The sequence below is a fragment of the Olivibacter sp. SDN3 genome, assembly GCF_014334135.1.
Lineage (GTDB): Bacteria > Bacteroidota > Bacteroidia > Sphingobacteriales > Sphingobacteriaceae > Olivibacter.
Genome location: NZ_CP060497.1, coordinates 1818327 through 1843562 on the forward strand (window position 1 = coordinate 1818327; position 25236 = coordinate 1843562).

17 protein-coding genes are annotated in these 25236 nt (G+C 41.1%); 10 read left to right on the top strand and 7 right to left on the bottom strand.

Annotated elements, in window-relative coordinates:
• Positions 1–159: 159 nt before the first annotated feature.
• The gene (locus H8S90_RS07430) at positions 160–1980 is read left to right on the top strand and encodes an ABC transporter ATP-binding protein (protein ID WP_187341933.1); all 1821 of its coding nucleotides are present in this window, start codon (positions 160–162) and stop codon (positions 1978–1980) included.
• 122 nt (positions 1981–2102) lie between these two features.
• Here H8S90_RS07430 and infB read toward each other — a convergent pair whose 3' ends face one another.
• From infB to rimP, 3 genes are all read right to left on the bottom strand, one after another.
• The gene (gene infB / locus H8S90_RS07435) at positions 2103–5168 is read right to left on the bottom strand and encodes a translation initiation factor IF-2 (RefSeq protein ID WP_187341934.1); all 3066 of its coding nucleotides are present in this window, start codon (positions 5166–5168) and stop codon (positions 2103–2105) included.
• 113 nt (positions 5169–5281) lie between these two features.
• A complete protein-coding gene (gene nusA, locus H8S90_RS07440; RefSeq protein WP_187341935.1) occupies positions 5282–6517 on the bottom strand; it encodes a transcription termination factor NusA in 1236 nt (411 codons plus the stop codon).
• Positions 6518–6519: 2 nt separating this feature from the next.
• Entirely contained in the window at positions 6520–6984 is a 465-nt protein-coding gene (gene rimP, locus H8S90_RS07445; RefSeq protein ID WP_187341936.1) for a ribosome assembly cofactor RimP, read from the bottom strand.
• Positions 6985–7173: 189 nt separating this feature from the next.
• On the opposite strand from rimP, the gene H8S90_RS07450 reads away from it, so the two are divergent.
• Both H8S90_RS07450 and H8S90_RS07455 read left to right on the top strand, forming a co-directional pair.
• A complete protein-coding gene (locus tag H8S90_RS07450) occupies positions 7174–7524 on the top strand; it encodes a phage holin family protein (protein WP_187341937.1) in 351 nt (116 codons plus the stop codon).
• Positions 7525–7574: 50 nt separating this feature from the next.
• On the top strand, positions 7575–8720 hold the full coding sequence (locus H8S90_RS07455; RefSeq protein WP_222852256.1) for a lactonase family protein: 1146 nt from the start codon (positions 7575–7577) through the stop codon (positions 8718–8720).
• Between the two features lie 100 nt (positions 8721–8820).
• On the opposite strand, the gene bshA is transcribed toward H8S90_RS07455, so the two are convergent.
• Entirely contained in the window at positions 8821–9966 is a 1146-nt protein-coding gene (bshA, locus tag H8S90_RS07460; protein WP_187341938.1) for an N-acetyl-alpha-D-glucosaminyl L-malate synthase BshA, read from the bottom strand.
• Between the two features lie 431 nt (positions 9967–10397).
• The gene (locus tag H8S90_RS07465) at positions 10398–12209 is read right to left on the bottom strand and encodes a serine hydrolase (protein ID WP_187341939.1); all 1812 of its coding nucleotides are present in this window, start codon (positions 12207–12209) and stop codon (positions 10398–10400) included.
• A 311-nt stretch (positions 12210–12520) separates the two neighbouring features.
• Between H8S90_RS07465 and H8S90_RS07470 the strand changes: the two genes are divergently transcribed.
• The 3 genes from H8S90_RS07470 to miaA all read left to right on the top strand — a co-directional run bounded on the left by H8S90_RS07470 (position 12521) and on the right by miaA (position 15436).
• On the top strand, positions 12521–13318 hold the full coding sequence (locus H8S90_RS07470) for a hypothetical protein (protein WP_187341940.1): 798 nt from the start codon (positions 12521–12523) through the stop codon (positions 13316–13318).
• Positions 13319–13390: 72 nt separating this feature from the next.
• Positions 13391–14548: a Gfo/Idh/MocA family protein gene (locus H8S90_RS07475; RefSeq protein WP_187341941.1), complete on the top strand. Its 1158-nt coding sequence runs from the start codon at positions 13391–13393 to the stop codon at positions 14546–14548.
• 3 nt (positions 14549–14551) lie between these two features.
• Positions 14552–15436, top strand: coding sequence for a tRNA (adenosine(37)-N6)-dimethylallyltransferase MiaA (gene miaA / locus H8S90_RS07480; RefSeq protein ID WP_187341942.1), 885 nt, complete (start codon positions 14552–14554; stop codon positions 15434–15436).
• Positions 15437–15518: 82 nt separating this feature from the next.
• On the opposite strand, the gene H8S90_RS07485 is transcribed toward miaA, so the two are convergent.
• Together H8S90_RS07485 and H8S90_RS07490 are read right to left on the bottom strand one after the other, a co-directional pair.
• Positions 15519–17669 (bottom strand): S46 family peptidase, encoded by a 2151-nt coding sequence (locus tag H8S90_RS07485; RefSeq protein ID WP_187341943.1) that lies wholly within the window; start codon positions 17667–17669, stop codon positions 15519–15521.
• A 138-nt stretch (positions 17670–17807) separates the two neighbouring features.
• Positions 17808–20243 carry an OstA-like protein gene (locus H8S90_RS07490; protein WP_255501855.1) on the bottom strand — a complete coding sequence of 812 codons (2436 nt, stop codon included), beginning with the start codon at positions 20241–20243 and terminating at the stop codon, positions 17808–17810.
• A gap of 159 nt (positions 20244–20402) precedes the next feature.
• Here H8S90_RS07490 and tilS point away from each other — a divergent pair, with 159 nt between their 5' ends.
• The 4 genes from tilS (at position 20403) to H8S90_RS07510 (ending at position 25234) form a co-directional block, all read left to right on the top strand.
• Complete coding sequence (gene tilS, locus H8S90_RS07495; protein ID WP_187341944.1) at positions 20403–21734, top strand: tRNA lysidine(34) synthetase TilS; 1332 nt, start codon at positions 20403–20405, stop codon at positions 21732–21734.
• A 4-nt stretch (positions 21735–21738) separates the two neighbouring features.
• Entirely contained in the window at positions 21739–22227 is a 489-nt protein-coding gene (locus tag H8S90_RS07500; RefSeq protein ID WP_187341945.1) for a hypothetical protein, read from the top strand.
• A gap of 129 nt (positions 22228–22356) precedes the next feature.
• Entirely contained in the window at positions 22357–22641 is a 285-nt protein-coding gene (locus H8S90_RS07505) for a DUF4834 family protein (protein WP_187341946.1), read from the top strand.
• 127 nt (positions 22642–22768) lie between these two features.
• Positions 22769–25234, top strand: a complete 2466-nt coding sequence (locus tag H8S90_RS07510; RefSeq protein WP_187341947.1) for a YfhO family protein — start codon at positions 22769–22771, stop codon at positions 25232–25234.
• Positions 25235–25236 lie beyond the last annotated feature (2 nt).

Genomic DNA, 25236 nt, shown 5'->3' on the forward strand with positions numbered 1-25236 from the left:
TCTGCTATTGATAAAGAAGACCTTCCTAATAAGGTATATTAGGTATAAAATTTTATAAATGAACCCTGATAGGATTAAAATAATAGTTAAACATACAAATACACGATTATTTTTATCATCAAAAGCTCTATCTGACGATGGAGAACAGAAAATAAACAGATGAAAACCTACTTAAGATTATTATCTTTTGCCAAACCGATCGAGAAATACGCTATCCCATATGTTCTTTGTATTCTGGTTACGGTTATATTTAGTACATTAAATATTGCTCTTTTAGCCCCGTTATTAACCACACTTTTTGAAACAGGAGGTGGGGACACATATGAAAAGCCTGAGAACTGGTTAGACGTTTTAGGTTATTTCAACTATTATGCGCAACAGGCATCGATTAAATATGGACCAATAGGAGCACTCGAACGCGTGCTGGTAATCATCGTCGGATCGGTTTTCGTAAGTAATCTATTTAGGTATGCCTCACAGCGAATAATGGAGAATCTTCGCATACATACCTTACTGAACTTAAGGAGAACTGTTTTTAATAATGTGATGAACTTACATGTCGGTTATTTTAATAACCAGCGCAAAGGCGATATCATTTCCAAAATTGCCTCCGATGTGCAGGTGGTCCAATTTTCGGTGACAGCAACACTACAGGTGGTTTTTAAAGAACCCCTTCAGCTCGTCTTCTATCTGATTACCTTATTTCTGATTAGTTTTAAGTTAACAATCTTCGCTATTTTGGTTATACCGGTGTCGGCTTTTATCATATCGCTAATTGTGAGACGGCTTAAAGCGCAGGCAACCGAAGCACAGCAAGTGTATGGAAAAATGATCAGCTACCTGGATGAGGCGTTGTCTGGCATTAAAATTATCAAAGCATTTAATGCTACAAGTTACGTGAAGGACCAGTTCCACAATGAAAATGTTTATTATTCAAAGTTGGGAAAAAGAATGGCTCGTCGCCAGCAATTGAGTTCTCCGGTTTCTGAACTATTGGGCGTGTTAATGGTGGCAATTATCGTGCTTTATGGCGGAAGACTGGTTTTAACAGATGATGCTAGCTTTGATTCAGCCACTTTTGTGGCCTATATTGCCATGTTTTCACAAGTGATGCGGCCTGCAAAGGCTATTACTGACTCATTTAGTAATATTCACTCGGGTATAGCGGCGGGGGAACGGGTGCTCGAACTGATCGATGAAAAGCCAGCTATCGAAGATGCTCCAGATGCCATGGAAATCAAAGCCTTCAATAAGAGCATTAGATTCAATGATGTTTGCTTCTCTTATCCAGATCGACAGATTTTGTCAAATATTAATATAGAAATACCAAAGGGAAAAACGGTAGCCCTTGTTGGACCTTCTGGAGGAGGTAAGTCTACCTTAATGGATTTGGTTCCCCGTTTTCTAGAAGTGCAATCTGGAAGTATATTATTTGATGATGTTGATATACGAGACATTACTTCGGGCTCGTTGAGGAGTTTAATGGGGACTGTAAACCAGGAATCTATATTATTCAATGATACTATATTTAATAATATAGCTTTTGGAGCAAACGGTGCTACGCAAGAGCAGGTAGAAGCTGCGGCAAAAATAGCCAACGCACACAATTTTATTCTGGAAACGGATAATGGTTATCAAACGAATATAGGAGATAGAGGAATAAAATTGTCGGGAGGTCAAAGACAGCGTATATGCATTGCACGTGCCGTTTTAAGAAACCCTCCTATTCTATTATTGGATGAAGCTACTTCGGCGTTAGATACAGAGTCAGAGAAATTAGTACAAGATGCGCTTAATAAATTGATGCATAGCCGTACTACCTTGGTTATTGCTCATAGATTGAGCACTATACAATCAGCCGACACCATTGTAGTCTTGGACAATGGTAGGGTTGTTGAACAAGGAAACCATAATGAACTAATCGCAAAAAGCGGTCTATATAAACGTTTGGTTGATATGCAGCAATTTGAAGAGGCATAGGCGTGGTGGAGAAAGAAAATCCTCTTGGAGGATAACGGGGTATTACAAAAGCAAAAAAAGGCCTTAATGATTTTTTATCACTAAAGCCCTGTGTTTATTTTGCAATAACTCCTTAATGCATTTTAGAGTTTACGTTTTATTTCCACTTGCTCATAAGCTTCTACGATATCTCCAACTTTAATATCGTTGAAGTTCTGAATACTTAATCCACATTCATAACCTTGTGAAACCTCTTTAACATCATCTTTGAAGCGTTTCAAAGAGGTCAGTTTGCCGGTGTAAACAACTACACCATCTCTGATTAAGCGGATATCGTGATTACGATTAATCTTACCATCCAACACCATACATCCAGCTATAGTACCCACCTTACTAATTTTGAAAACTTCACGTATTTCAACATTTGAAACAATCTTTTCTTCAAATTTAGGCGCCAACATACCTTCCATTGCAGCTTTTAACTCTTCAATAGCATCGTAGATGATTGAGTATAAGCGAATATCAATCTGCTCCTGCTCTGCCAGCTTACGGGCATTTTGAGAAGGGCGTACTTGGAAACCGATGATAATCGCGTCCGATGCGGAGGCTAATAATACATCCGATTCGGAGATTTGACCAACCGATTTATGAATGATATTTACCTGGATCTCTTCGGTAGATAATTTTAGTAATGAATCTGATAACGCTTCGATAGAACCATCGACATCCCCTTTGACAATGACATTGAGCTCTTTGAAGTTTCCAATCGCTAAACGACGGCCAATTTCATCCAGGGTAATATGTTTCTGTGTACGTAAGCCTTGTTCGCGTTGTAGCTGCAAGCGTTTATTAGCAATTTGCCGAGCCTCAGATTCACTTTCCAATACATAAAGCTTATCTCCAGCGGTAGGAGCACCGTTCATTCCCAGAATTTGTATAGGGGCTGAAGGTCCTGCTTCTGTTACTTTCTGGCCACGCTCATTAGTTAGTGCCTTTACTTTACCACTATGAGAACCCGCGAGAATCGCATCTCCAACCCTCAGCGTACCCCCTTGTATAAGTACAGTCGTAACGATGCCTCGTCCTTTATCAAGAGCAGCTTCTACTACGGAACCCACTGCGCGCTTTTTCGGATCTGCCTTCAACTCCAATAATTCGGCTTCTAAAAGAACTTTTTCTAACAAAGCATCCACATTCAATCCTGTTTTACCAGAAATCTCCTGTGCCTGATATTTGCCACCCCAATCCTCAACCAAAATATTCATCGTAGACAATTGCTCCCTGATTTTGTCGGCATTGGCACCTGGCTTATCAATCTTTGTAAACGCAAAAACAATAGGAACGCCCGCTGCCTGCGCATGATTGATCGCTTCTTTTGTTTGGGGCATTACGCTATCATCGGCTGCTATTACTATAATAGCAATATCTGTTACTTTTGCACCACGGGCACGCATGGCTGTAAATGCTTCGTGACCAGGTGTATCTAAAAACGTAATTTTTCTACCATCATCTAATTTTACTGCATATGCTCCAATATGTTGCGTTATCCCACCGGCTTCACCCCCAATAACATTGGTTTTACGCACATAGTCCAAAAGAGATGTTTTACCATGGTCAACATGGCCCATAACGGTTACGATAGGAGCACGTGAGATAAGATTTTCGAGAGTGTCCGGTTCTTCTAAAGAGTGCGTCTCTTCATCTTCAGGTTTGATAAATTCAACTTCATAACCGAATTCATCTGCAACGATAGTTAATGTCTCTGCATCTAAGCGCTGGTTAATGGATACAAACATACCCAAACTCATACAAGTAGATATAATCTGTGTTACAGAAACATCCATCATATTGGCTAAGTCATTGGCAGTAACAAACTCCGTTACACGTAAAACCTTTGACTGCATTTCGCGTTCCAAAGCAGCTTCTTCCGCAGAAAGCGCTACATCATCTCTTTTCTGACGACGTAGTTTAGCCCGCTGTGCAAATTTACCAGACTTACCCGCTCCACTCAAACGGGCCAATGTTGCCTTAATCTGATCTTGGATTTCTTTTTCACTAGGTTCTTCTTTCGGCGTTTCCGTATGTCGGCCACGGCCTTTAAAATCACCTCTACCTTTACCAGGGTGTGAGCCTCCTTTATGATCTGGCCTAGGCCCTCCTCCTTGTCCCGGCCGGTTATGGCCACCGCCAGGTTGATTAGCTCTTTGCTGATCGCCGGCTTGGTTACGGTTCGGAGCCCCTCCAGGTGCGTTATTGTTACGTTTGCGTTTACGCTTGTGATCTGATGGAGCATTAGCTCCTGATGACGAAGCAACAGGTTGATCCTTACGGCGTTGATGCGGTGTTGGTAATTCTATTTTACCAATTACCTTAGGGCCGCTTAAGTGTTCAGCTTTTGCTCGAATAACTTCATCGGGTACGTCCGTTCGTATAATCGGCTTTTGCTCTTCTTTAACCGGCTTCACTGACGCTTTCGCCTCAAGCTTCTCTTCTGGTTTTTTTTCAGCAGCTGGTGCTATTGGAGATGGTTGCACTTTTTCTATAGGTTTTTCCTCAACTTTTGGCTGCTCTGAAACAGGTTCTTCTACCTTCTTTTCAGCCGGAGGTGGAGTTGCTGGTTTTTCAACATCCTCTTCCTTATGCTCTAAAGGCGCTTGCTGGGCTTTCTCCTCTTCACGTGGCTTTTCTGGCTTAGGCTCCTCTTTTCCAACAATCTTTTTGTCAGGGCGGCTGCGTTGATTAATACTTGATAAGTCAATTTTACCAACAACTTTCACACCTACGTGATTGTCCGTCTCACCTTTGTCTTTCGATGGTTCCTTCGGCGCATCTTCCTTAGCTGTGGATTCCTCTTGCTGAGGTTGGTTGGTATTAGCTTGTGTTTCTTCGACAGAAGGACCGAAAGAGCTGTTGTTTTTAATTAATATTTCATCTTGTTCAGCATCCTGTGCTGATTTAGATGTAGCAGCTTCTATAGGAGCTTCATCGCGACGGATTTTTCCAATTACAATCTGATTGGCTTCTTCCTTCACAATTTTATCTCCTTGAAACTCTCTTAAAAGAACATCATACATGTCTCGGTCTAACTTAGTGTTAGGTTTAGCCTCAATATCATAGCCTTTTTTGGCCAAGAAATCTACGGCTGTGCCGATACCAATATTCAGTTCTTTCGCAGCTTTCAGTAAGTTTATGCTTTTACCTTCTGTCATTAATCTAATTACCTCTTAATTTATTGTATAATATTACAAAAGTATACTTTTTAGTTGTTTATTACTAAAATAATCAACAAAGCCTTCTTTTGTTTGGCGTTCTGTCCACAGAATTATTCAAATTCTGCACGTAACACCTGTATAACCTCTAATATAGTATTTTCTTCTAAATCTGTTCTACGGATCAGCTCATCAGTCGATAATGCTAGTACGGATTTTGCAGTGTCTAAACCTACACGCTTAAACTCATCGAGTATCCAACCGTCGATTTCATCTGCAAATTCTTCCAAATCAACATCTTCGTCATTCTCGTCACTTTCCCTATAAACATCAATCTCATACCCGGTTAGCTTACCAGCTAATTTTATGTTATGACCTCCACGACCGATTGCCAGAGACACCTGGTCTGATTGTAAGTATACAGCAGCCCGTTTTTCCTGATCATCCAACTTAGTGGAACTGATTCTCGCAGGGCTTAACGCCCGTTGTATGTAAAGCGAAATATTATTCGTGAAGTTTATAACATCTATATTTTCATTGCGTAACTCGCGCACAATGCCGTGTATACGTGAACCTTTCATACCAACACAGGCACCAACGGGATCAATACGATCATCATAAGACTCAACGGCTACTTTTGCGCGTTCTCCCGGTTCACGAACTATTTTCTTAATCGTTATCAGACCATCGAAAATCTCAGGTACCTCTAATTCAAACAACCGTTGTAAAAATTCCGGAGCTGTCCTTGAAATAATGATCTTCGGTGTAGTGTTCATCATGTCGACTTTGTAAACCACCGCTCTAATGGTATCCCCTTTTTTAAAGTAGTCGGCGGGTATCTGCTCTGTTTTTGGTAAAATAAGTTCATTCCCCTCATCGTCCAAAACGAGTGTTTCTTTCTTCCAGATCTGATAAACCTCACCGGTCACGATTTCGCCAACGCGATCTTTGTACTTTTTGAATATCTCGTCTTTCTCTAGCTCCAGCACCTTAGAAACTAAGGTTTGTCTAGCAGCAAGGATAGCTCGTCTGCCAAAACTCTCTAAAGTGATTTCTTCAATAAAATCATCTCCAACTTCTAAGTCAGGGTCTACTTTGCGAGCTTCCGCAAGTTCGATTTCCAAATCATCATCCTCTGAAAATTCATCCTCAACAACAGCGCGCGTGCGCCATATCTCCAGGTCACCATTATCGGGGTTAACGATTACATCACAGTTTTCGTCTGTTCCGAAACGCTTACGAATCATACTTCTGAAAACCTCTTCCAATACGCTGATGACCGTTGGCCGGTCAATGTTTTTGAAGTCTTTGAACTCCTGAAATGAGTCTATTAAATTGATATTGCTCATTTTTATTTAAATGAAATTAAAACCTTTATTTCTGTTATTAGGTCTAGTGGAATGGTGTTTTGTACCTGAACCGCTTTTTTACCTTTTTCTTTTACCGTTTCTTCAATCTGTAAATGCCCTTCTGTAGCAGCCAGCAGTTTTCCTTCTCTTTTATTGCCTGATGTCATTTTCAGTGAGACGGCTCTTCCGATATTTTTTTTGTATTGCCTTTCAAGCCGGAGAGGGGCGTCTATACCTGGCGACGACACCTCTAAATTATAGGCATCTGAAATGGCGTCCTCCTCCTCCAAATGAAAACCAACATGTCTGCTGATTGCTGCACAATCTTGTATGCTAATCCCTTGATCACCGTCAACATGAATAACAAGTTTGCCATTACTATGCATGTTGACATCCACCAAGAAAAGATCCGATCTGTCGGCGATCTTTTCTTCTACTAATGCTATGACCCTTTGCTCAATGCTCATACTCCGTTTACAAATTACTTGTAATAAAAAGAGGGGACTATGCTGTCCCCTCTTTCTCAAGATGATGCAAATATAAAACAAAATATTTGAATTTTCAAATGCTTGATTGTCTTGATAAAAGATGTTTGCTGATAAAAAAGTATAAACAATTTTGAATTTTTGTCGTTTCTTTAGATAAAAAATTCAGCTATGCGATTCATCATTGATCTTATTGTAACGGGTGTTGCCATTATGTTGGCTGCCTACGTTATTCCGGGCGCCGAAGTTTCTGGGTTTTGGAGCGCGGTACTCGCAGGGGTTCTAATTGCGTTGGCAAACGCTACAGTAGGTACCATCCTCAGGTTCTTTACTTTGCCGCTCAATATATTAACACTAGGACTGGTATCTTTCGTTATTACTATTCTAATGGTCATGTTAGTGAGTAACATTATGAGTGGTTTTTCGGTTAGTGGCTTTTTCTCTGCGATGTTTTTTGCTATCCTAACAGCTATCATCGAAATGATTCTTGGTGGTTTATTTGGTACTAATAAGGTTGAATAGTTGCGTTTTACTCATATTTAATGTATTATTGAGCTCCTATTGATAAAAATATGAGCACGTATTATCCTTCAAAAACGATACTGGTTTTATTGATGGCGTTTTTAATACCAGTAGTAATTATGGCACAAGAAAATGTGATTAATCTGCTTATAGGTACTTACACAGACACAGGTAAGAGTCAAGGTATTTATGTGTATGCCTTTGATACCGTTTCTGGAAAATTAACTTACCGAAGTGAAGTGCCTACGGATAATCCTTCGTTTCTGACGTTGAGTAAAGATCGCAAATATGTTTATTCGGTCAATGAGCTAGGCGAAGGAAATGGGCGTGTGAGTGCGTTTGCTTACGATTCGTCGACCGCTAAATTACGTTTCTTGAATCAGCAAGCAGCTTTGGGCGATGCTCCGTGTCATATAACCATTGATCAGGAGGATAAAAACGTTATCGTATCTAATTACAATGGGGGCAACTTTGCCGTATTTGGTAGGGAGCGCGATGGCCGGTTAACGGAAAAAAAGCAAGTGGTTGGTCATCAGGGAAGCGGACCTGATAAAAGTAGACAGGAAAAACCTCATGTGCATTCGGCGATATTCAGCCCCAATGGAAAATTCTTATTGGTGCAAGACCTCGGAACGGATCAAGTAAGTAGCTATCCTTATGATGTAACTGCCGATGAAACACCAGTTTCTTTAGCGGAAGTAAATCGAGTTACCTTAACTCCGGGTAGTGGACCCCGGCACGCAATATTTTCTAAAGATGGTGATTATGTTTATGTCGTACAGGAAATGAAACCGGCAGTAACTGTTTTTAACTGTCATGAAGGACAAATGCAGCAGGTACAGGAGATTACGATGTTGTCTGAGGATTTCACAGGTGATGACGTGGGTGCGGCAGATATTCACATCTCCCCGGATGGTAAATTTCTATATGCATCTAACCGTGGAGACGCCAATGATATCGCTATTTATAAAGTGGATCAAAAAAGTGGTCGATTGTCTTTGCAGGACCATCAATCTGTTGGGGGAAAGGGGCCAAGGAATTTTGTGATAGCTCCGGAAGGAAATTTTCTACTCGTCGCAAACCAATATACGGATAATGTAACGGTGTTTAAAAGGGATTTTACAACCGGTCTGTTAGAAGATACAGGGATAGGTGTTGCTATTGGAGCTCCGGTATGTTTGGTTTTTGACAGATAAAATAGTAACCATTTCGCCAGGGCCAATCTTTTGGCCTGGATAAAAAAGGCACATGTCACGCTACATATTTTCTTAACATTTTTCCCGGAGAGCGATAATACTAGGTATCGGTTTTTTCATTAACAGTGTCAATCACCTCTTGATAGTACTGCTCATAAAGAGGAAGGATCAAGCTAAGTTCAAACTCTTTCGCACGTGCTAAGGCGGCCGACTTAAATGTGTCTAAGCGTGCATTGTCTTCTAATATGTAAATCGCGTGCTGAGCCATATTTTCGATATCACCTACGTCATCCAGAAAACCAGTTACCCCGTCCACATTTAACTCTGGTAAACCACCTACATTTGAAGAAATAACTGGAACACTACAAGCCATTGCTTCTAATGCGGCAAGACCAAAACTTTCCGATTCCGATGGTATCATAAATAGATCCGCTACAGATAAAATTTCTTCTATGGCATCCTGTTTCCCCAAAAAACGAACATCTTGGCATACTTCTAAATCACGGCATAACTGCTCGGCATTTACACGGTCGGGGCCATCACCCACCATTAGTAGTTTGCATGGTATTTTTTCCTGAATTTTCTGAAAAATACGAATAACATCCCCGGTTCGTTTTACTCTGCGGAAATTGGATGTATGTATTAAGATGCGCTCGTCACCAGGGGCAATAGCTTTTTTAAAATGTTCTCGAGGTTTTAAGCTAAACCGACTCAGATCAATGAAGTTAGGAATAACCTTGATGTCTTTAACAATATTGAAGTGACTTAATGTATCTTCTTTCAAATGCTGAGATACGGCAGTTACACCATCAGACTGGTTAATGGAAAAGGTAACTACCGGGTTGTAACTCGGGTCTTTACCCACTAATGTTATATCCGTACCATGCAGTGTGGTAACCACCGGTATAGGGATGCCATAGGTTTTTAAGATCTCTTTGGCCATATATGCTGCCGAGGCATGCGGTATAGCATAATGTACGTGTAGAAGATCTAGTTTCTCAAAGCGTATAACGTCAACCAGCTTACTGGCCAATGCTAATTCATAAGGAGGAAAGTCAAAGAGTGGATATTTCGAGATGCTTACTTCATGGTAAAAAAGGTTGGCTGAAAAAAAGTCTAATCGTGCTGGCTGGCTATATGTAATAAAATGTACCTGGTGCCCATTCGCCGCCAGCGCTTTGCCTAATTCTGTTGCGACTACGCCGCTTCCGCCAAAAGTTGGGTAACAAACAATACCTATTTTCATCGATATAAATTGCTTTTTAAATGTGATGAAACTTGCATGAGCTGTCTTTGTTTATTCCCTTATGGTAACTCATGCAGGTTTCATTTGAATAATTATTGATATGCACGCTCGTTTTTTAACCGTATCAACGAAACTGCTTCGCTATCTTGTTTCTTAATGGCAATGAAAATGTCATGAGCTGTGAGAGAACCTATTGACGCCCGTTGAAACGGGTATTTGCGCTGTTTCTTGCGCTCAGCGCCTTAGCGATAGTAGATTCCTTTCTATCACAGCAATTTACGATACATTCATTCCTTGAAATTAGTTTTTTAAATACACTTTTGTTTATGCTGCAGTATCTCAGCTTTACAACGATGTCAAAAATGGCCGATCAACTGATGCAAAATAAGGGTTATTTTCTTTATAAATTGTTAAAAAGATGTCATTGTTGGCTATAGTCCTTTGGCGATGGCTTCATAAATTACGTCTTGTATCCTTGATCTAATATTTAGGTCTAATAATTTATTGGTAACTGTTGGGTGCACCCGGTTGGCTAAGAATATATAGGCTAATTGATGTTCAGGATCGATCCAGATGCATGTGCCCGTATAACCGGTATGGCCAAAAGTAGCGGGAGAAGCCAATTTCGAAGGATAGGCCTTTGAAATATCCGGATCCCATCGATCAAAACCTAGTCCTCTTCTGCTAACGGCGGATTGCTTCGTAGTATATTCATCGACAATTGCGTTGGAAAAGTATATCTCACCACCATAAGTGCCCCTATTTAACAGCATTTGCGCATAGATCGCTAGATCGTTGGCCGAACTAAATATGCCTGCGTGCCCAGCTACACCGTTGGCCATGGCCGCGCCCTGATCGTGTACGTAGCCTTGTAACAGTGTATCCCTAAAAGAGATGTCGCGTTCAGTGGGTACAAGCTGTTCTTTGGCAAAACGAAGGCGTGGCCTATATCCTGTTTTATACATACCCAATGGAGCATAGAATTCTTCCTGAACATATTTTTCAATGGGTTCCGACGATTGCTGTTCTACCACCTCCTTCATGACATACATACTGATATCACTGTAAACGTATGTCCCCGCATTTTTAATAGGTGATTGAAGCATCTCTGGCCACATCACCTGCTCATAGTAGTTAGAACGCAGGTAACGGCCGTCGGCTAATTTGACACGGTGCGTAACGGATGAATCGCGACTGATATCCCCCGGTTTCAGGTTTTTATAGAAAGGGATGTACGGAATAAAGCCCGCCTGATGGAGCATCACATCCCTCAATTTTACATTGTTTTTATTTGTCCCACGGGCTTTTAATAGATAATGCCCCATGGTTTGATTGAGGTCGATTTTTTGCTGTTCATGAAGACGCATGACGGCCAAAGTAGTGGAGGTGATCTTACTGATGGATGCCATATCGAAAATGTCGGTTGGAAGCGTTGGCTGTTTACGTTCATAGGTATGAAAACCGTAACTCTGTTCAAAAATAACCTGTCCGTTTTTTACAATCATCACTACTGCGCCCGGAGTTGCTTCTTCAGCAATAGCTTCCCGCATGATTTCGTCAATAGGCTCAGAGAGATTGCGACTGCTGATTCCTACGTTTTCTGGTAATGTATATCCTAAACGGGTTTTTACGGTACTGAAGCCACTGCCAGCTGTATAATGTGGAGAAATATTTTCCCTCAGGCGGGTATTGATCGCAATACCGCCAAAAATGGTAGAGGCGCTATGCTGCGCTGCAATTTCAGAGGTGTCTTGCGACCAAACGATAGGGAGATCATAATCATCCAACAATGCCAGCCTTAACGGGGAACCAAAGCCGCAAATAATAAGCTGCTTACCGATAGATTCATTGTTTATGAAGTCAAGAACTGCCTGGTTCGCCAAAGCATCGTCAGAGATCTGTACGATGAGTAAGTTGTGATATTTGAGCGTATCTGCCAGCTCTTTGAGATTATCCATCTCTGGGATGCATTGGAAATGACTGATTGGCGCATATTGGCCTAACCTATTGTCAAAAGCAGCTGCATAAGTGAAACCGAAGCTGATACTAGCTATTCTTTTTTCCTGTAGCCTTTTTAAAGGGATGATGCCCTGTTCATTATTCAAAATCAACGTGCTTTGAATGGATTCCCGTTCTTGAGCTATATGGTTCTTGATATGTTCTTTCTGCGCTGTTTGGGCACATGCACTGAATCCTATTAGAAAGAAAAGAAAAAGTAATTGCAATTGTTTGGTGAGATGCATAGAACGATCACTGATAATTTAGTACATTTTAAACTTAGATAAATTTACTTTGTTTCACAAGTGTTTTTATTTATAGTGTTCAAGCTTCCGTCATTTAATGACGGAGGTATGTGCAATAAAAATTAATTTGGTGTGCATGAGTGCTACGCCGTAGTGGCACTCTATTTTGCCACTACAGGCTTTTATATATATAGGAAATATAAGATAGTTTTATAGAATAGTAAAAATACGAACAGGCAAAAATCATATTTAAATATCTTGAAAGTATTTTTGTTTGCTAAATCTTTCGCTGTAGGTTTGTATAAATATTCATGGAAAACTTACCGCAGATAATTAAACAGTTTGTAAAACAACTTCAAAAAGAGATAAAGGAAGACGTGGTCTGTCAAAAACAATCGTCGGCGGTGTATCTCGTGTCCTTACGTGGATTAGCCACAACATTTGTCGTTTACCGAAGTTTGCTACTAAATGTTTGCCACCAGGAAGATATGTTCGGTAGTCTTGCCGTACATATTGATGAAGATCTGCTGCAGACGAAGATGGATATTGTGATAGCCAGAATAACGGCGATTGCCGGTAAAGCGAAAAGAATCTACGCGCGGAAAACCACGCTGGCAAGAATTGATAAGCACACGGCAATGGCTTTTCAACAAGCCTATCATCTACAGGTCCCTTTGCCAGGTAAATATCGATATGGACTGTTTGTGGAAGGGGAGCTGATGTCTGTCGCCGTTTTTAGTGGTGGGAGACGACTGTTTAATAGCACAACCACCAGTCATCGGTCTTTTGAGTTAATACGGTTTTGCCACCAGTCAAATCATTTGGTAGTAGGCGGACTAAGCAGACTGATCAAGGGGTTTATTCAAGAGTTTAATCCAGGTGATATTGTTACCTATGTAGACCGGGACTGGTCTGACGGGAAAAAATATCTTCAACTGGGTTTTACTTTCATTGATAATCTCCCCGCCCAGCGTTTTTATGTCGATGCGGAATCGGGATTACGCTATCATGAAAAGCAATTCCAAAAAATGAAGGATAGGCTGTGCCAATCAAAAAAATACACAATGGTAGAGAATCTAGGAAGTGCCAAAATGCGCTTGAAGGTTTAACTTATCTAATTCTTTTGTTATTTTAGGCCTTTACTATTGTTTACCAATTAATACAAATAAAAAAAAACAAAAATGAAAAGAAAACTTCGTATGGGTATGGTTGGCGGAGGGATAGATGCTTTTATTGGATCTGTCCATCGTGTGGCCGCCAGAATGGACGGCCTAATAGAGCTGGTTTGTGGAACTTTTAGTGTTAACCCTGAGATATCAAAGGCATCGGGTGAAGCACTGTTTGTAGATCCCAACAGAGTTTACGAAAGTTATCAGGAGATGATAGAAAAAGAAAGCCAATTGCCTGAAGATGTGCGGATGGATTTTGTAACCATCGTTACACCAAATTTCGTGCATTTTGACCCTGCGCGTTTAGCCTTGGAAAATGGTTTTAACGTGGTGATAGAAAAGCCAATGACGTTTACTCTGGAAGAGGCAAAGCAACTGAAAGAGATCGTTGATCGTACAGGACTAACTTTGGCGCTCACACACACGTATAGTGGTTATCCTATGGTGAAACAGGCGAAGGTTATGGTGAAGGAGAACAAGCTTGGGCAAATTAGAAAAGTGATCGTTGAATATCCGCAAGGATGGTTGAGTCGTTTGAGTGAACGTGAAGGGAACGCACAGGCAGCATGGCGTACTGATCCCAAACGATCGGGTAAAAGCGGTGCAATGGGTGATATCGGAACGCATGCGGCACATCTGGCAGAGTACATTACCGGAGCAAAGATAACCGCTTTGTGTGCCGACCTACATACTATGGTCGACGGACGTTTGCTGGATGACGATGGGAACGTACTGTTACGTTTTGATAATGGAGCAAACGGCGTGCTTATCGCCTCACAGGTTGCTGCTGGAGAGGAAAACGCCATTCGTATCCGGGTTTATGGTGAAAAAGGGGGGCTGGAATGGATACAGGAAGAACCGAATAGCTTATACCTAAAATGGTTAGATGAACCCAAGCAGGTTTACCGCACAGGAAATGCTTACTTAAGTGATGTTGCGAAACATAATACCAGAATCCCTTCAGGTCACCCGGAAGGATTACTGGAAGCCTTTGCTAATATATACCGGAATTTCGCACTAACGGTCTCAGCGAAATTAAATGGAGAAACGCCATCCGAAGAGATACTTGATTTTCCGACCGTGGATGACGGTGTGCGTGGCATGGCTTTTATCGATAATGTGGTGGCTAGCAGTGCAAGTAGCGAAAAGTGGACAGACTTTGTAGTGTAAAGCATGATCTGTATTCTCGGTCCAACCGCTTCCGGAAAAACGGCATTAGCTGTCCATGTGGCGGGTAAAGTAAATGGCGCCATAATAAGTGCAGATTCCAGGCAGGTTTTCAAAGGGATGGATATTGGGACGGGTAAGGATCTCGCAACATACGGGACAATTGATCATTATCTTATTGATATTCTTGAGCCTGGCGATGATTATAGCGTGGCGCATTTTCAGGACGATTTTTATGAGGCCTTTTTGGATATTCTGTTAAAACAAAAAAGGCCTATCCTCTGTGGCGGTACGGGAATGTATATGCAATCTGTATTACAGGGATATACCCATACTTCAGTCCCGGTTAACCCTGAGTTGCGTGTTCATTTGGAGAAAAAGGACATAGAGGAATTGGAGAAATTTTTTCTGTCAATACCTAAGCCTGATACTTATAGGGCCGATATAAGCACAAAAAAAAGGCTTATAAGAGCTATAGAAGTAGCACAGTGGTCTATGCATAATAAATCCCCTGTAGGTAGAACTGGCATAGAAAGTGTCATATTTGGTCTCTCTCTTCCCTTGGAAGAACGCAGACGTAGAATAACGAATCGCTTGGAAGAGCGTTTAAAGGCGGGGATGCTGGATGAGGTGAGTGCGTTGCTTAAGCAAGGTGTACCCGAAGAGAAATTGAAATTCTATGGCCTGGAATATAAATATGCGACAGCATACTTATTAGGAGAAATGGATTATACTTCTTTTTTTGAAAAGCTGAATACCGAGATACACCGCTACGCAAAAAGACAGATGACCTATTTCAGGAAAATGGAGAAGGATGGTTTGCGTATCCACTGGCTGGATGCCACTGCTCCTATAAAGAAGAATACAGAAAAAATCCTGCGGTCAATATGAATAGCAGTCTATATGAATAAAAGCGGTCTATTCGTTAATTTCGAATAGGCCGCTTTTATTTGAATTAGAGCGCCCGGCATGCCTACTGCACAAGGGTCATTTCGTCAACCAAATGTTTTGCTCCTGCAAACTTGTCAATAATAAATAATACATAACGTATATCCACACTGATAGTCCTTTGCAGCTCATGATCAAAAATAACATCACCGGCCATCGCTTCAATATTACCGTCAAAGGCAATCCCAATAAGCTCCCCGTTTCCGTTAATAACCGGTGAGCCGGAGTTACCGCCCGTAATATCGTTATCTGTTAATAAATTCACAGGCATATGACCTGCCTGATCGGCATATGGCCCAAAGTCTTTTGCCTCGTATAAATCGATTAATTTTTGCGGTAGATCAAACTCTTCATCATTTGGCCGATATTTCGCGATGGTGCCTTTCAGTGTTGTATAATAATTCTCCTGAGCGTCGTTCTTCGAATCAGGAGGTAAGGAAATGATCTTACCGTAAGTTAAACGTAGTGTACTGTTGGCGTCAGGATAATATACCTTCTTCGGGTTAGCTTTGCGCATGCCTTCCACCATTAACCTAAATGCCTGTTGAAAAGAGGCCTCTGCCTGCTTTTTATCATCATCAGTATGGCGATAACGGTCCATTAAATCTGATGAAAGTAGATAGAGCGGATCTTTTGCAAGGAGTTCTACGTCAGGGTTAGTTAAAAAGGAATCTATTTTTTCCTTAGAAGAAAAGATGCTGGTTTTAAAGGCTTCTTTAATATATACGCTAAAATCACCATCGTACTGCTCGGCGAGAGAAGCTACCAATGGAGCCAATATGTCAGCCTGAGCCTTAGCGGCGTATAATTTAAGTGAGGCATTTAATACGTCTTGCTCTAAAGGAAGATATAATTGATCATATTGTGCGTTGACCTCTGTCTGTATCTTGGGAAGCAATTCCTGTCGTTTCGCATCGTTGGCGTCTGCATAAAACTGTAACGTGTTTCCGAGTACATATGGTAAAGCCGCAAAGGTACTGGAACGTAACATGCCTATAAGATAGTTGTCGTGCCTGCTTTGCTCGTTCGTGGCTTCGTAGTAACCATTGATTGTAGGGATGACTTCGCCATAACGTGCCCTGTTTTTTCTTTTATTGGCCCATTTATTAAACGCAGTTTCTGCTATGCGCTTGGTCTTTGCTGTCTCGTGTTGTTGCAGCGCATCGATCATCCCTTGCCTGTTTTTCCAATAATTGGCCACTTGAGCGTATTTAGACGCATATTCCAATTTTACTTTGGGATCATTATCCATATGCTTTTTCATATTATCCATGCCAACTTTGGAGGCCTCAACCCATGCTGGATATGCGTAATTCACGTTCTGATCAATTCCGGCCGATGGCATCCAGCGGTTTGTGCGCCCAGGGTAACCCAAAATCATAGCAAAATCATTTTCTTGGAAACCTTTTAAGCTAATGGGTAGATGATATTTAGGTTTAAGGGGTATGTTTGTTTGTGCATATTCAGTTGGGTTACCGTCTCTATCGGTATATACTCTGAATAAGGAAAAGTCGCCGGTATGCCGAGGCCATTCCCAGTTATCGGTATCCCCACCAAACTTGCCAATGCTGTTGGGGGGTGTTCCTACAAGACGTACGTCGTTATAGTCTTGGTATACAAAATAATAATACTCGTTTCCGTTATAAAATGATTTAACGGAAACAACATATTTCCCGCCTTCGCTGTTTTCCCGTTCGATAAATGCTATCTCCTGATTAATAACCTTTTCCCTGTCAATTTCCGACATGTTATCGTCTACTTTACCGAGTATTCGCTCCGATACATCGTCCATGCGCACAAAAAACCGTACGGATAAAGATTTGGGTTTCAGCTCCTCTTGATGGTTAGCTGCCCAAAAACCATCGCTAAGGTAGTTATGCTCAGGACTTGAGAGTTCTGCAATGGCTCCGTAACCGCAGTGGTGATTGGTGAGAACAAGACCATCTTTCGAAACTATTTCAGCAGTACACCCACCACCAAATTGCACAATAGCGTCCTTTAAACTGGAGTGGTTAACACTGTAAATTTCCTCAGCGGTGAGTTGTAGCCCCATTTGCTGCATATCGCGGTGGTTCAATCGGTCAATATGCATTAAAAACCACATCCCTTCATCTGCTTTTACCCAATTGAAGGGTAAAAGAAATAGCAGAGCAAACAAAATTTTCTTTGTTTTCATATGTTTTTACTTTGTATAAGTTTTTGCTAATAAACCTTGGTTAGTTATAAATATGGTTTACTGGCGATTATTTTATAAGGCAACAAAGATGCATTAAATTTTTTTCGATAACAAACGAATGGGCAATTTTGCTATTACTTATAACGAAGGTTGCGTTTTCTTCTCTTCGGAATTTGCTTTCTTTTCTTCTTGCTTTGGAGGAAGGGCTTCTTCTTTTTCGGGGAGAATTGTCTCCGGTAGCTCTTCCTGTTGCGGTGATGGTTCCGCCACCTCTTCAGTAGTTGTGTTATCTTCTTCCGAATCAAGAATATGTACGGAATCGATCATGTTACTATCTAATGTAGAACTATCTTGTGTTGCAGAAACACCTGCTAATCTCGGATTAATAACTTCTTCTTTGTTCTTCGGGCGATCTTTAGGCTTCCAGATAAAACCAGGTAATATCTCTTTGTCGGCATCAATTGCGGTTACAGGCGTGTAGCTCGTCTCCGTTTTTCGGATATTGACAATACTCGCTACTTCATTATTATTAAACAGGATTTTTATTCTACTGCCAATGCTTTTAGTCATACCCGAAATTTTCTCAGCCTCCATGGTATAATAAATACTTTCCGCATTGCCATCAACAAACATACGTTCAAGTTTATTATCCGTGAAAAAGCCGGTTATTTTTCGTCCCTTCACTTGATTGAACTTCACCGAGTCCAGTTGTGTACTTACGATAAATGCATTGGTTTTTAGTAGCATATTATCTAAACGTTGGTTTTTCAACTGCATATAGATCGTGTCGCCAGATAGCTGTGAGCCCTGTGCCCATATCATTGGGTTGCCGTAACAACGTATAATAGAATCGGCATAACCATAGTAAGCAGAATCAGCACGGGCCTGCAGATCAGATTTAAAGATACGCATATTATGATAGGCCTTGACAATACGCGTTTTGGCAGTGTCAAGTGTCGTTGAGTCCATTAAGGGTGCATTGGAGGCGGCCGTTTTTGCCAGAGCAAGGGAGCTGTCTGCCTGGCCTACTATAGGGATATTGGCCGAGTCCAGTAATAAACTATCCGCGGCCAGCTCGAGACTTATCCTTTCTCGTTCACTTTTTAAAAGTGTATCATTCTGCAGTTGTGTAGTCTTAATAACAGCTTTGCTAATTTCCTCTTCCGTTATTTTCTCCGGAACCTCCTTTTGCAGTAAACTGTCTGCAAGAGCAATCTTCATCAGCGAATCGGCAGAAAGATCTTCCGTTTTCTTATGGGCGGTACTGTCGGTCTCAACTATCGGTAAGCTGTCAGTTAAAATATCCTTAGGGGGTTTTTGGTCAACACTATCCACGCTAGAAACCTGTGTGGAGTCATTTGCTAAGCTGTCGGTAACTTCTGTTGGAAGAATTGCTTCTCCACCCCCTTCTTCCTCTGGTATACCCTCGTCATAATCGTCATTATAATCCTCTTCCTCATCTTCATCCAGATCTCCGCCATCCCGCTGCAAGTTTAATACAATCGGTTCATAATCTTTCAGCAGGATAACACGTGAGTATAGGGTATCGGCCGACATATACACGGAATCGGTAGCCGCCGGCTCGCTATTTTTTTCATAGAGTGAATCACTATCCTGAACATGCACTGCAAGGCTATCTGTCGCTAAACTATCCGTCAACAAACTGTCGGGTGTAACAGTTTGTTTATCAGTAGAGTCATTTTTGGTAATCATGACCATATAGGCATCTTCCGTCATGGTAATACTTTCATCTTTCTTGAGGTAGACGCCCTTTTGACCGTAAAGTATACCTTGCTGAACAGTGTCTATGAATACCACGTTTTTGATAGCGCGCCCATACCCTGCCTTACCATCATAATATAAGCTATCGCCCCTTAAAAATCTGCTTTCTTCTGTATATAAGTTGTTTTTTCCAAACCTTGCCCGATCGGTCTCTGTATGGTAATCGCCATTTTCGGTGTAGAGATTACCTCCACCTTTACCTTTAATATTTGTTGGCCCGTAAAAATACGCCATCTTAGAAAGTGAATTATACTTCAGCGTATCCGTAAAAATATTGGTCTCCGGAGTTCTGACGATTACATCGTATCTAAAAAATGCGTCGGATGTGTTTTCGAAATAATGACCATTTTTACTGGTCAACGTATCCGTTTCATTGACAATCCGTCCCCCATTGGTGTAATTCCCTATTTTGGTATTTAGGTTGTAAGTCAGATGATTGGTGGTTAAAACTGCCCCTTTTGGGTCTACCATCCGTACGTTATTTGTAAGTATCGCTATTCTGGTATCTTTAATGTAATGCAATTTGTCGGCGTAAACCACCGTGCCGTTAGGTTGGGTAATGACTACATTCCCGAAAGCATCAAAAAAACGCTCAGCAGGGTTGTAATCCGAACTATCGGCAGATAAGGTGCTACCCTCGTGTAAAAATACAGGTTTGTAAAAACGGTTTACGCCCCATTCTTTTCGCGCTTCATAATCCCTTGAACTAATCAGTTTCACCTCCTTCTGTGCTTTTGCAGCAAAGGGGAGGATAAAAAATACCCAAGCGATAAAAATGAAACAATTCTTCACCTTGCAAAGGTACCTAAATAACTTGTCTAGGATAATATTTTAAGAAATTTTAACTTTTAGAGATTCAATGGATTTTGGCAAACTGTTCGCTGGTAAGTGCTTACGCATGAACGGTGAGCCACCACTTTCTTGTTAAACTATTTTGTCTAACTTTGAATTATGACGCTGCAGGAGAGATTCTTGAATTTTATTGCTGATAATCAGTTGTTTAATGCCAATGAACGCATACTGTTAGCGGTCAGTGGAGGACGGGATTCCGTATTATTGACACAGCTCTTCGCGGCTTCGTCTTTTGTTTTTGGAATAGCACACTGTAACTTTAAGTTACGTGGACAAGCAGCAGATGATGACGAAATTTTTGTAAAGAATTTGGCCGAAAAGCTAAACGTTCCTTTTTATGTTTCAGCCTTTGATACTGATAAATTTGCTCAAGAACGTCAGCTTTCAATAGAAATGGCTGCTCGGGAACTGCGCTATGACTGGTTTGAGAAAATAAGGACAAAACACCAATACCACTATATAGCTTTAGCTCATCATCAAAATGATACGGTGGAGACCGTTTTACTTAATCTTGTAAGAGGCACGGGCATAGCGGGTTTACACGGTATTTTGCCTAAACGCCAAAGGTTGATCCGCCCACTACTGTTTTTAACAAGAGCTGAAGTTGATCAAGCAATTGTTGATCTAAATTTGCAATACCGTGACGATGAATCGAACTTTTCTACCGCATATACACGGAATAAAATACGCTTAGAGGTGATCCCCAGGTTGAAGGAAATCAATCCTTCTTTGGAAAAAACGTTCATCGAAAACAGCAAACGATTTGAAGAGCTGACCAAGCTGTTGAAAAATTACGCAGACACCTTAAGGAAACAGCTTTTTTTTGAGCGCAGCTACGGAACATATGCAATCAGTATGGAAAACTTACAACAACTGTCGCCATTAAACACCTTGCTATATGAGTTGTTTAAACCATTTGGTTTTTCTGCTGATGTGTTAAATGACCTACAAACCGTTTGGAAGAAGGCTGACCGGTCAGGGAGACGCTTTTTTTCTGAAAGCCATCAATTAACAGTTGATAGAGAAGTGCTCATTTTGGAGAAAATTCGGGATGAAAAGCTGTCAACAGTTTTTTTGCATCCGGGAGAAAAGGTACAGTTTGGTAATTATACATTATCGGCCAAGTGGACAGAAGAGCACAACATTAGCAGAAGTGGGCATGTCGTAACGATTGCTGCAGATAATTTGACATTCCCTTTGCAAATAAGGAGATGGCAAAGAGGTGACAGCTTTCAACCTTTAGGTATGCGGGGTAAGAAAAAACTAAGTGATTTCTTTATTGCTTTGAAAGTGCCGCGTAATGATAAAGAGCGGATACCGATTGTTGTAAACGGTAACGGCGATGTGCTCTGGGTAGCTCCTTACCGTATAAACGATAATTATAAGATTACAGGAAAAACAAAAAAAGTTATTATCTTAGAATGTATATAATAGAATGGAAGAGCAAGATAAACCATTATTTTTGGAGAACCAATACCTGGGACGCGATCGTGGCTGGGTAAGCGTACGTTTGGTGATGGCATTATTCTGCTTTGCAGCTTATTACGTTAGTTCTGATAGGGAGCGTAATAACCAATTATTTTTATTGGTGGGATGCATTATTATTTTGGTTTCCGTTGTCATGATGTACATGTTGCATTACCGAATAACCGTTGTGAATAAAAGTGTAATTCTACAGGGTCTTTGGACCACCCGCTTGGTGAAAATAGATTTAAACAGTATTGTGAAGGTCGAAAATGCACAATATAGCCCTTACCTGATCAATAGCCCGGTATATAACTTGCATCAAAAGGGCAAGATTCGCTTTCATGCGGGGGGTAAATGTGCAGTGTTTCTTACCGATCGTGACGGGCTGATCTATGTTGTAGGAACACAGCATCCCAATGACCTTACTCAGGCTATATTAAAAGCTAAAGAATCGTAAACTTTTTGTCAATAACGGGGTTTAGTTTATGCGGAGTATACTTTTTTCTTAATATTTACGTAAGTTTGTCTATAACGCCTTGGATTTTTTATTTTAGGTGTATGTTTATTAAATAAAAAAGAGAAATAAATGGGGTTGTTAAAGGTCTTATTGATTACAATATTGGTTTTATGGGTGTTAAGAATAATAGTCAGACTATTGCTTCCGTACCTGATGGCCAAATTTGTAGGTAAGGTGCAGAAGGAAGCCCATAGGCAATATGAGCGGCAAACCGGTGCTTATACCCGAGATAGCAGTCCCAGACCCGATGGGAAAATACGAATTGATTACGTCCCTCCAAAAAACCAGAAAAATAGCATGTCCTCTTCCAATGGAAAAGTTGGAGAGTTTGTTGATTTCGAAGAGATCAAATAATCCCACTTAGAACCATTTCATCATTTATAACGGAAATGCTTAATAAAAATGATATTTCAACGGTTAAAAGTTCGAAATATCATTTTTTTGTAATAGGTTTGAACCTTAAGCTTAAGTAAAGAAAAGAATGAAGAATTGGTTCAACCGAAACGCAGTCCATTTTGCCATTATAGGCATTTTTATCGCTATTTGTTTTGTTTATTTTTCTCCTGCATGGCAAGGTAAAGTGCTTATACAGAGTGATGTTACTCAAGCTCAAGCTATGCAGAAGGAAATCATGGATTTCAAAAAGGAAGATGGGAAAGGTCCGCTTTGGACGAATGCTATGTTTGGCGGAATGCCGTCTTATCAGATATGGGTTTATTTTCCAAAAAATATAGGTACCCATATTATGGCAGGAATTAAAGGTGCTGTGCCTTATCCTATTGACGTAGTGTTATTGTATCTTCTGGGGGCCTATCTGCTTTTTAATGTACTACGGGTAAGGCCCTGGTTGGCGGCGGTGGGCGCTATAGCTTTTGCTTTTACATCTTATAACTTTATCTATATCGAAGCTGGTCATGCGAGTAAGGCCTATGCAATAGCCCTGTTTGCTCCGGTAGTTGCCGGTATATTGCTAACATTGAGGGGTAAATATTTACTGGGCGCATCGGTCCTGGCCTTATCCTTGGCGTTGCAAATTAGGGTGAATCATATTCAAACCACTTATTACTTGTTTATTGCCCTGTTGATTTTACTGGGTATAGAGTTATATCACGCTATTAAAGAAAAAAAGCTGCAGGCATTCTTCAAAGCATTTGCCTGCATGTCGGGGGCGGCTGTCTTGGCTCTCGCAGTAAACGCTGGCCTACTATGGACCACCTATGAATATAGCCAGGAGTCTATCCGTGGAAAATCCAATATCTCTTCCGATACCAAAGGTTCTGCACAGTCTGGTGTAAGTCGCGAATATGCTTACGCATGGAGTCAGGGGGTTGGAGAGAGTATCACCTTTTTAATTCCGGATGCTTATGGAGGTGCTACTAATAGAAAGTTAAGTCCTAATGCTAATCTGGTGAAATTGCTGATGAGTAGGGGGCTTTCTGCCGAACAGGCCATGAACGCAGGCATTCCTATTTATTGGGGAGACAAACCTCTTCCCGTGGGAACCGCAGGTCCATGGTACTTCGGTGCTGCGGTGCTGTTTCTCTTTGTGTTAGGATTGTTTATAGTGAAGGGCCGGATGAAATGGTGGCTATTGGGAGCAACCTTACTGAGTATCTGCTTATCCTGGGGGAGACATTTTCCGTTGATATCCGATCTGTTTTTCGATTATTTCCCACTCTACAATAAATTCCGAGCGGTGGAGTCTACCTTGGTCGTAGCGTCTTTTTTAATTCCCATATTAGCAGTGCTGGCCGTCAACGAAATTATACAGCGCGGCAAAAATATCGAAAAGCTTGATAAAAAGATTATCTACTCTTTTAGCATCCTTGGTGGTATTGCCTTCTTCGTTTGGGCTTTGCCTGAATTGTTTTTCAGTTTCCAAACAAACGATCATCAGCAATGGGTGCAGTCTTTGGGGCAACAGGTACAGGATAACGGTTTTGCACAGGAAATCGCCAATGCCCTTGTGCAAGATCGAATCGGTATGGCTCGCAGTGATGCCTTCCGCTCACTGATCTTTGTTTTACTTGCTGCCGGTGTGACATGGATGCTTGCCAAAAATAAACTGAAAGCGCAAACAGCGATTATTGCTTTAGGTGTATTGATTGCTGTAGACCTTTGGTCTGTTGATAGACGTTACCTGAATAAAGAAAGTTTCGTTGAACAATCACAGGCACAGCAAGCATTTTTTAAAGCAAGAGAGGTTGATAACCTCGTTCTTATGGATAAAAGTGAAGATTACCGTGTGCTTGATTTAACTGTTGATCCGTTTAACAACGCTTCTCCTTCTTACTTCCATAAAAATATTGGCGGTTATCATGCCGCCAAACTCATGCGCTACCAGGAATTATTGGAAAGGCAGTTTGGGAAATCGATCAATGAGGACGTATTGGATATGTTGAATACCCGCTATCTCATAACCAATAATAGGGAGGGTACTTCGGAGAGTATTAGAAGAAGAGACCAAGCAGCAGGAAATGCATGGTTTGTAGACCGGGTAACCTTCGTGAAGAATAATGAGGAAGAAATGAATGCGATCGATAGCTTCGATCCCAAAAAGGAAGCGTTTATTCATGAAGAGTTTAAAGGTAAGATCGACGAAAAGCGATTAGGTAAGGCATCAAATGCCAGCATTGACTTGACAAGCTATCGGCCGGATCATTTGATATATGAATATTCTGCTCCTAATGATGTAATGGCGGTATTTTCTGAAGTATGGTACGACAAAGGATGGAAAGCATTTGTCGACGGAAATGAAGTGCCCATTTTACGGGCCAATTATGTGCTCAGGGCAGCGCAACTACCTGGAGGAAACCACCAGGTGGAGTTTAAATTTGAGCCAAAATCTTATTTCATGGGCGAGAATATTTCCCTTGTCGCATCTCTCGTGTTGATTTTAGCGCTGGCTTTTGCCATATGGCGAGAGAATCGTACAGTAAAACGGTAAGT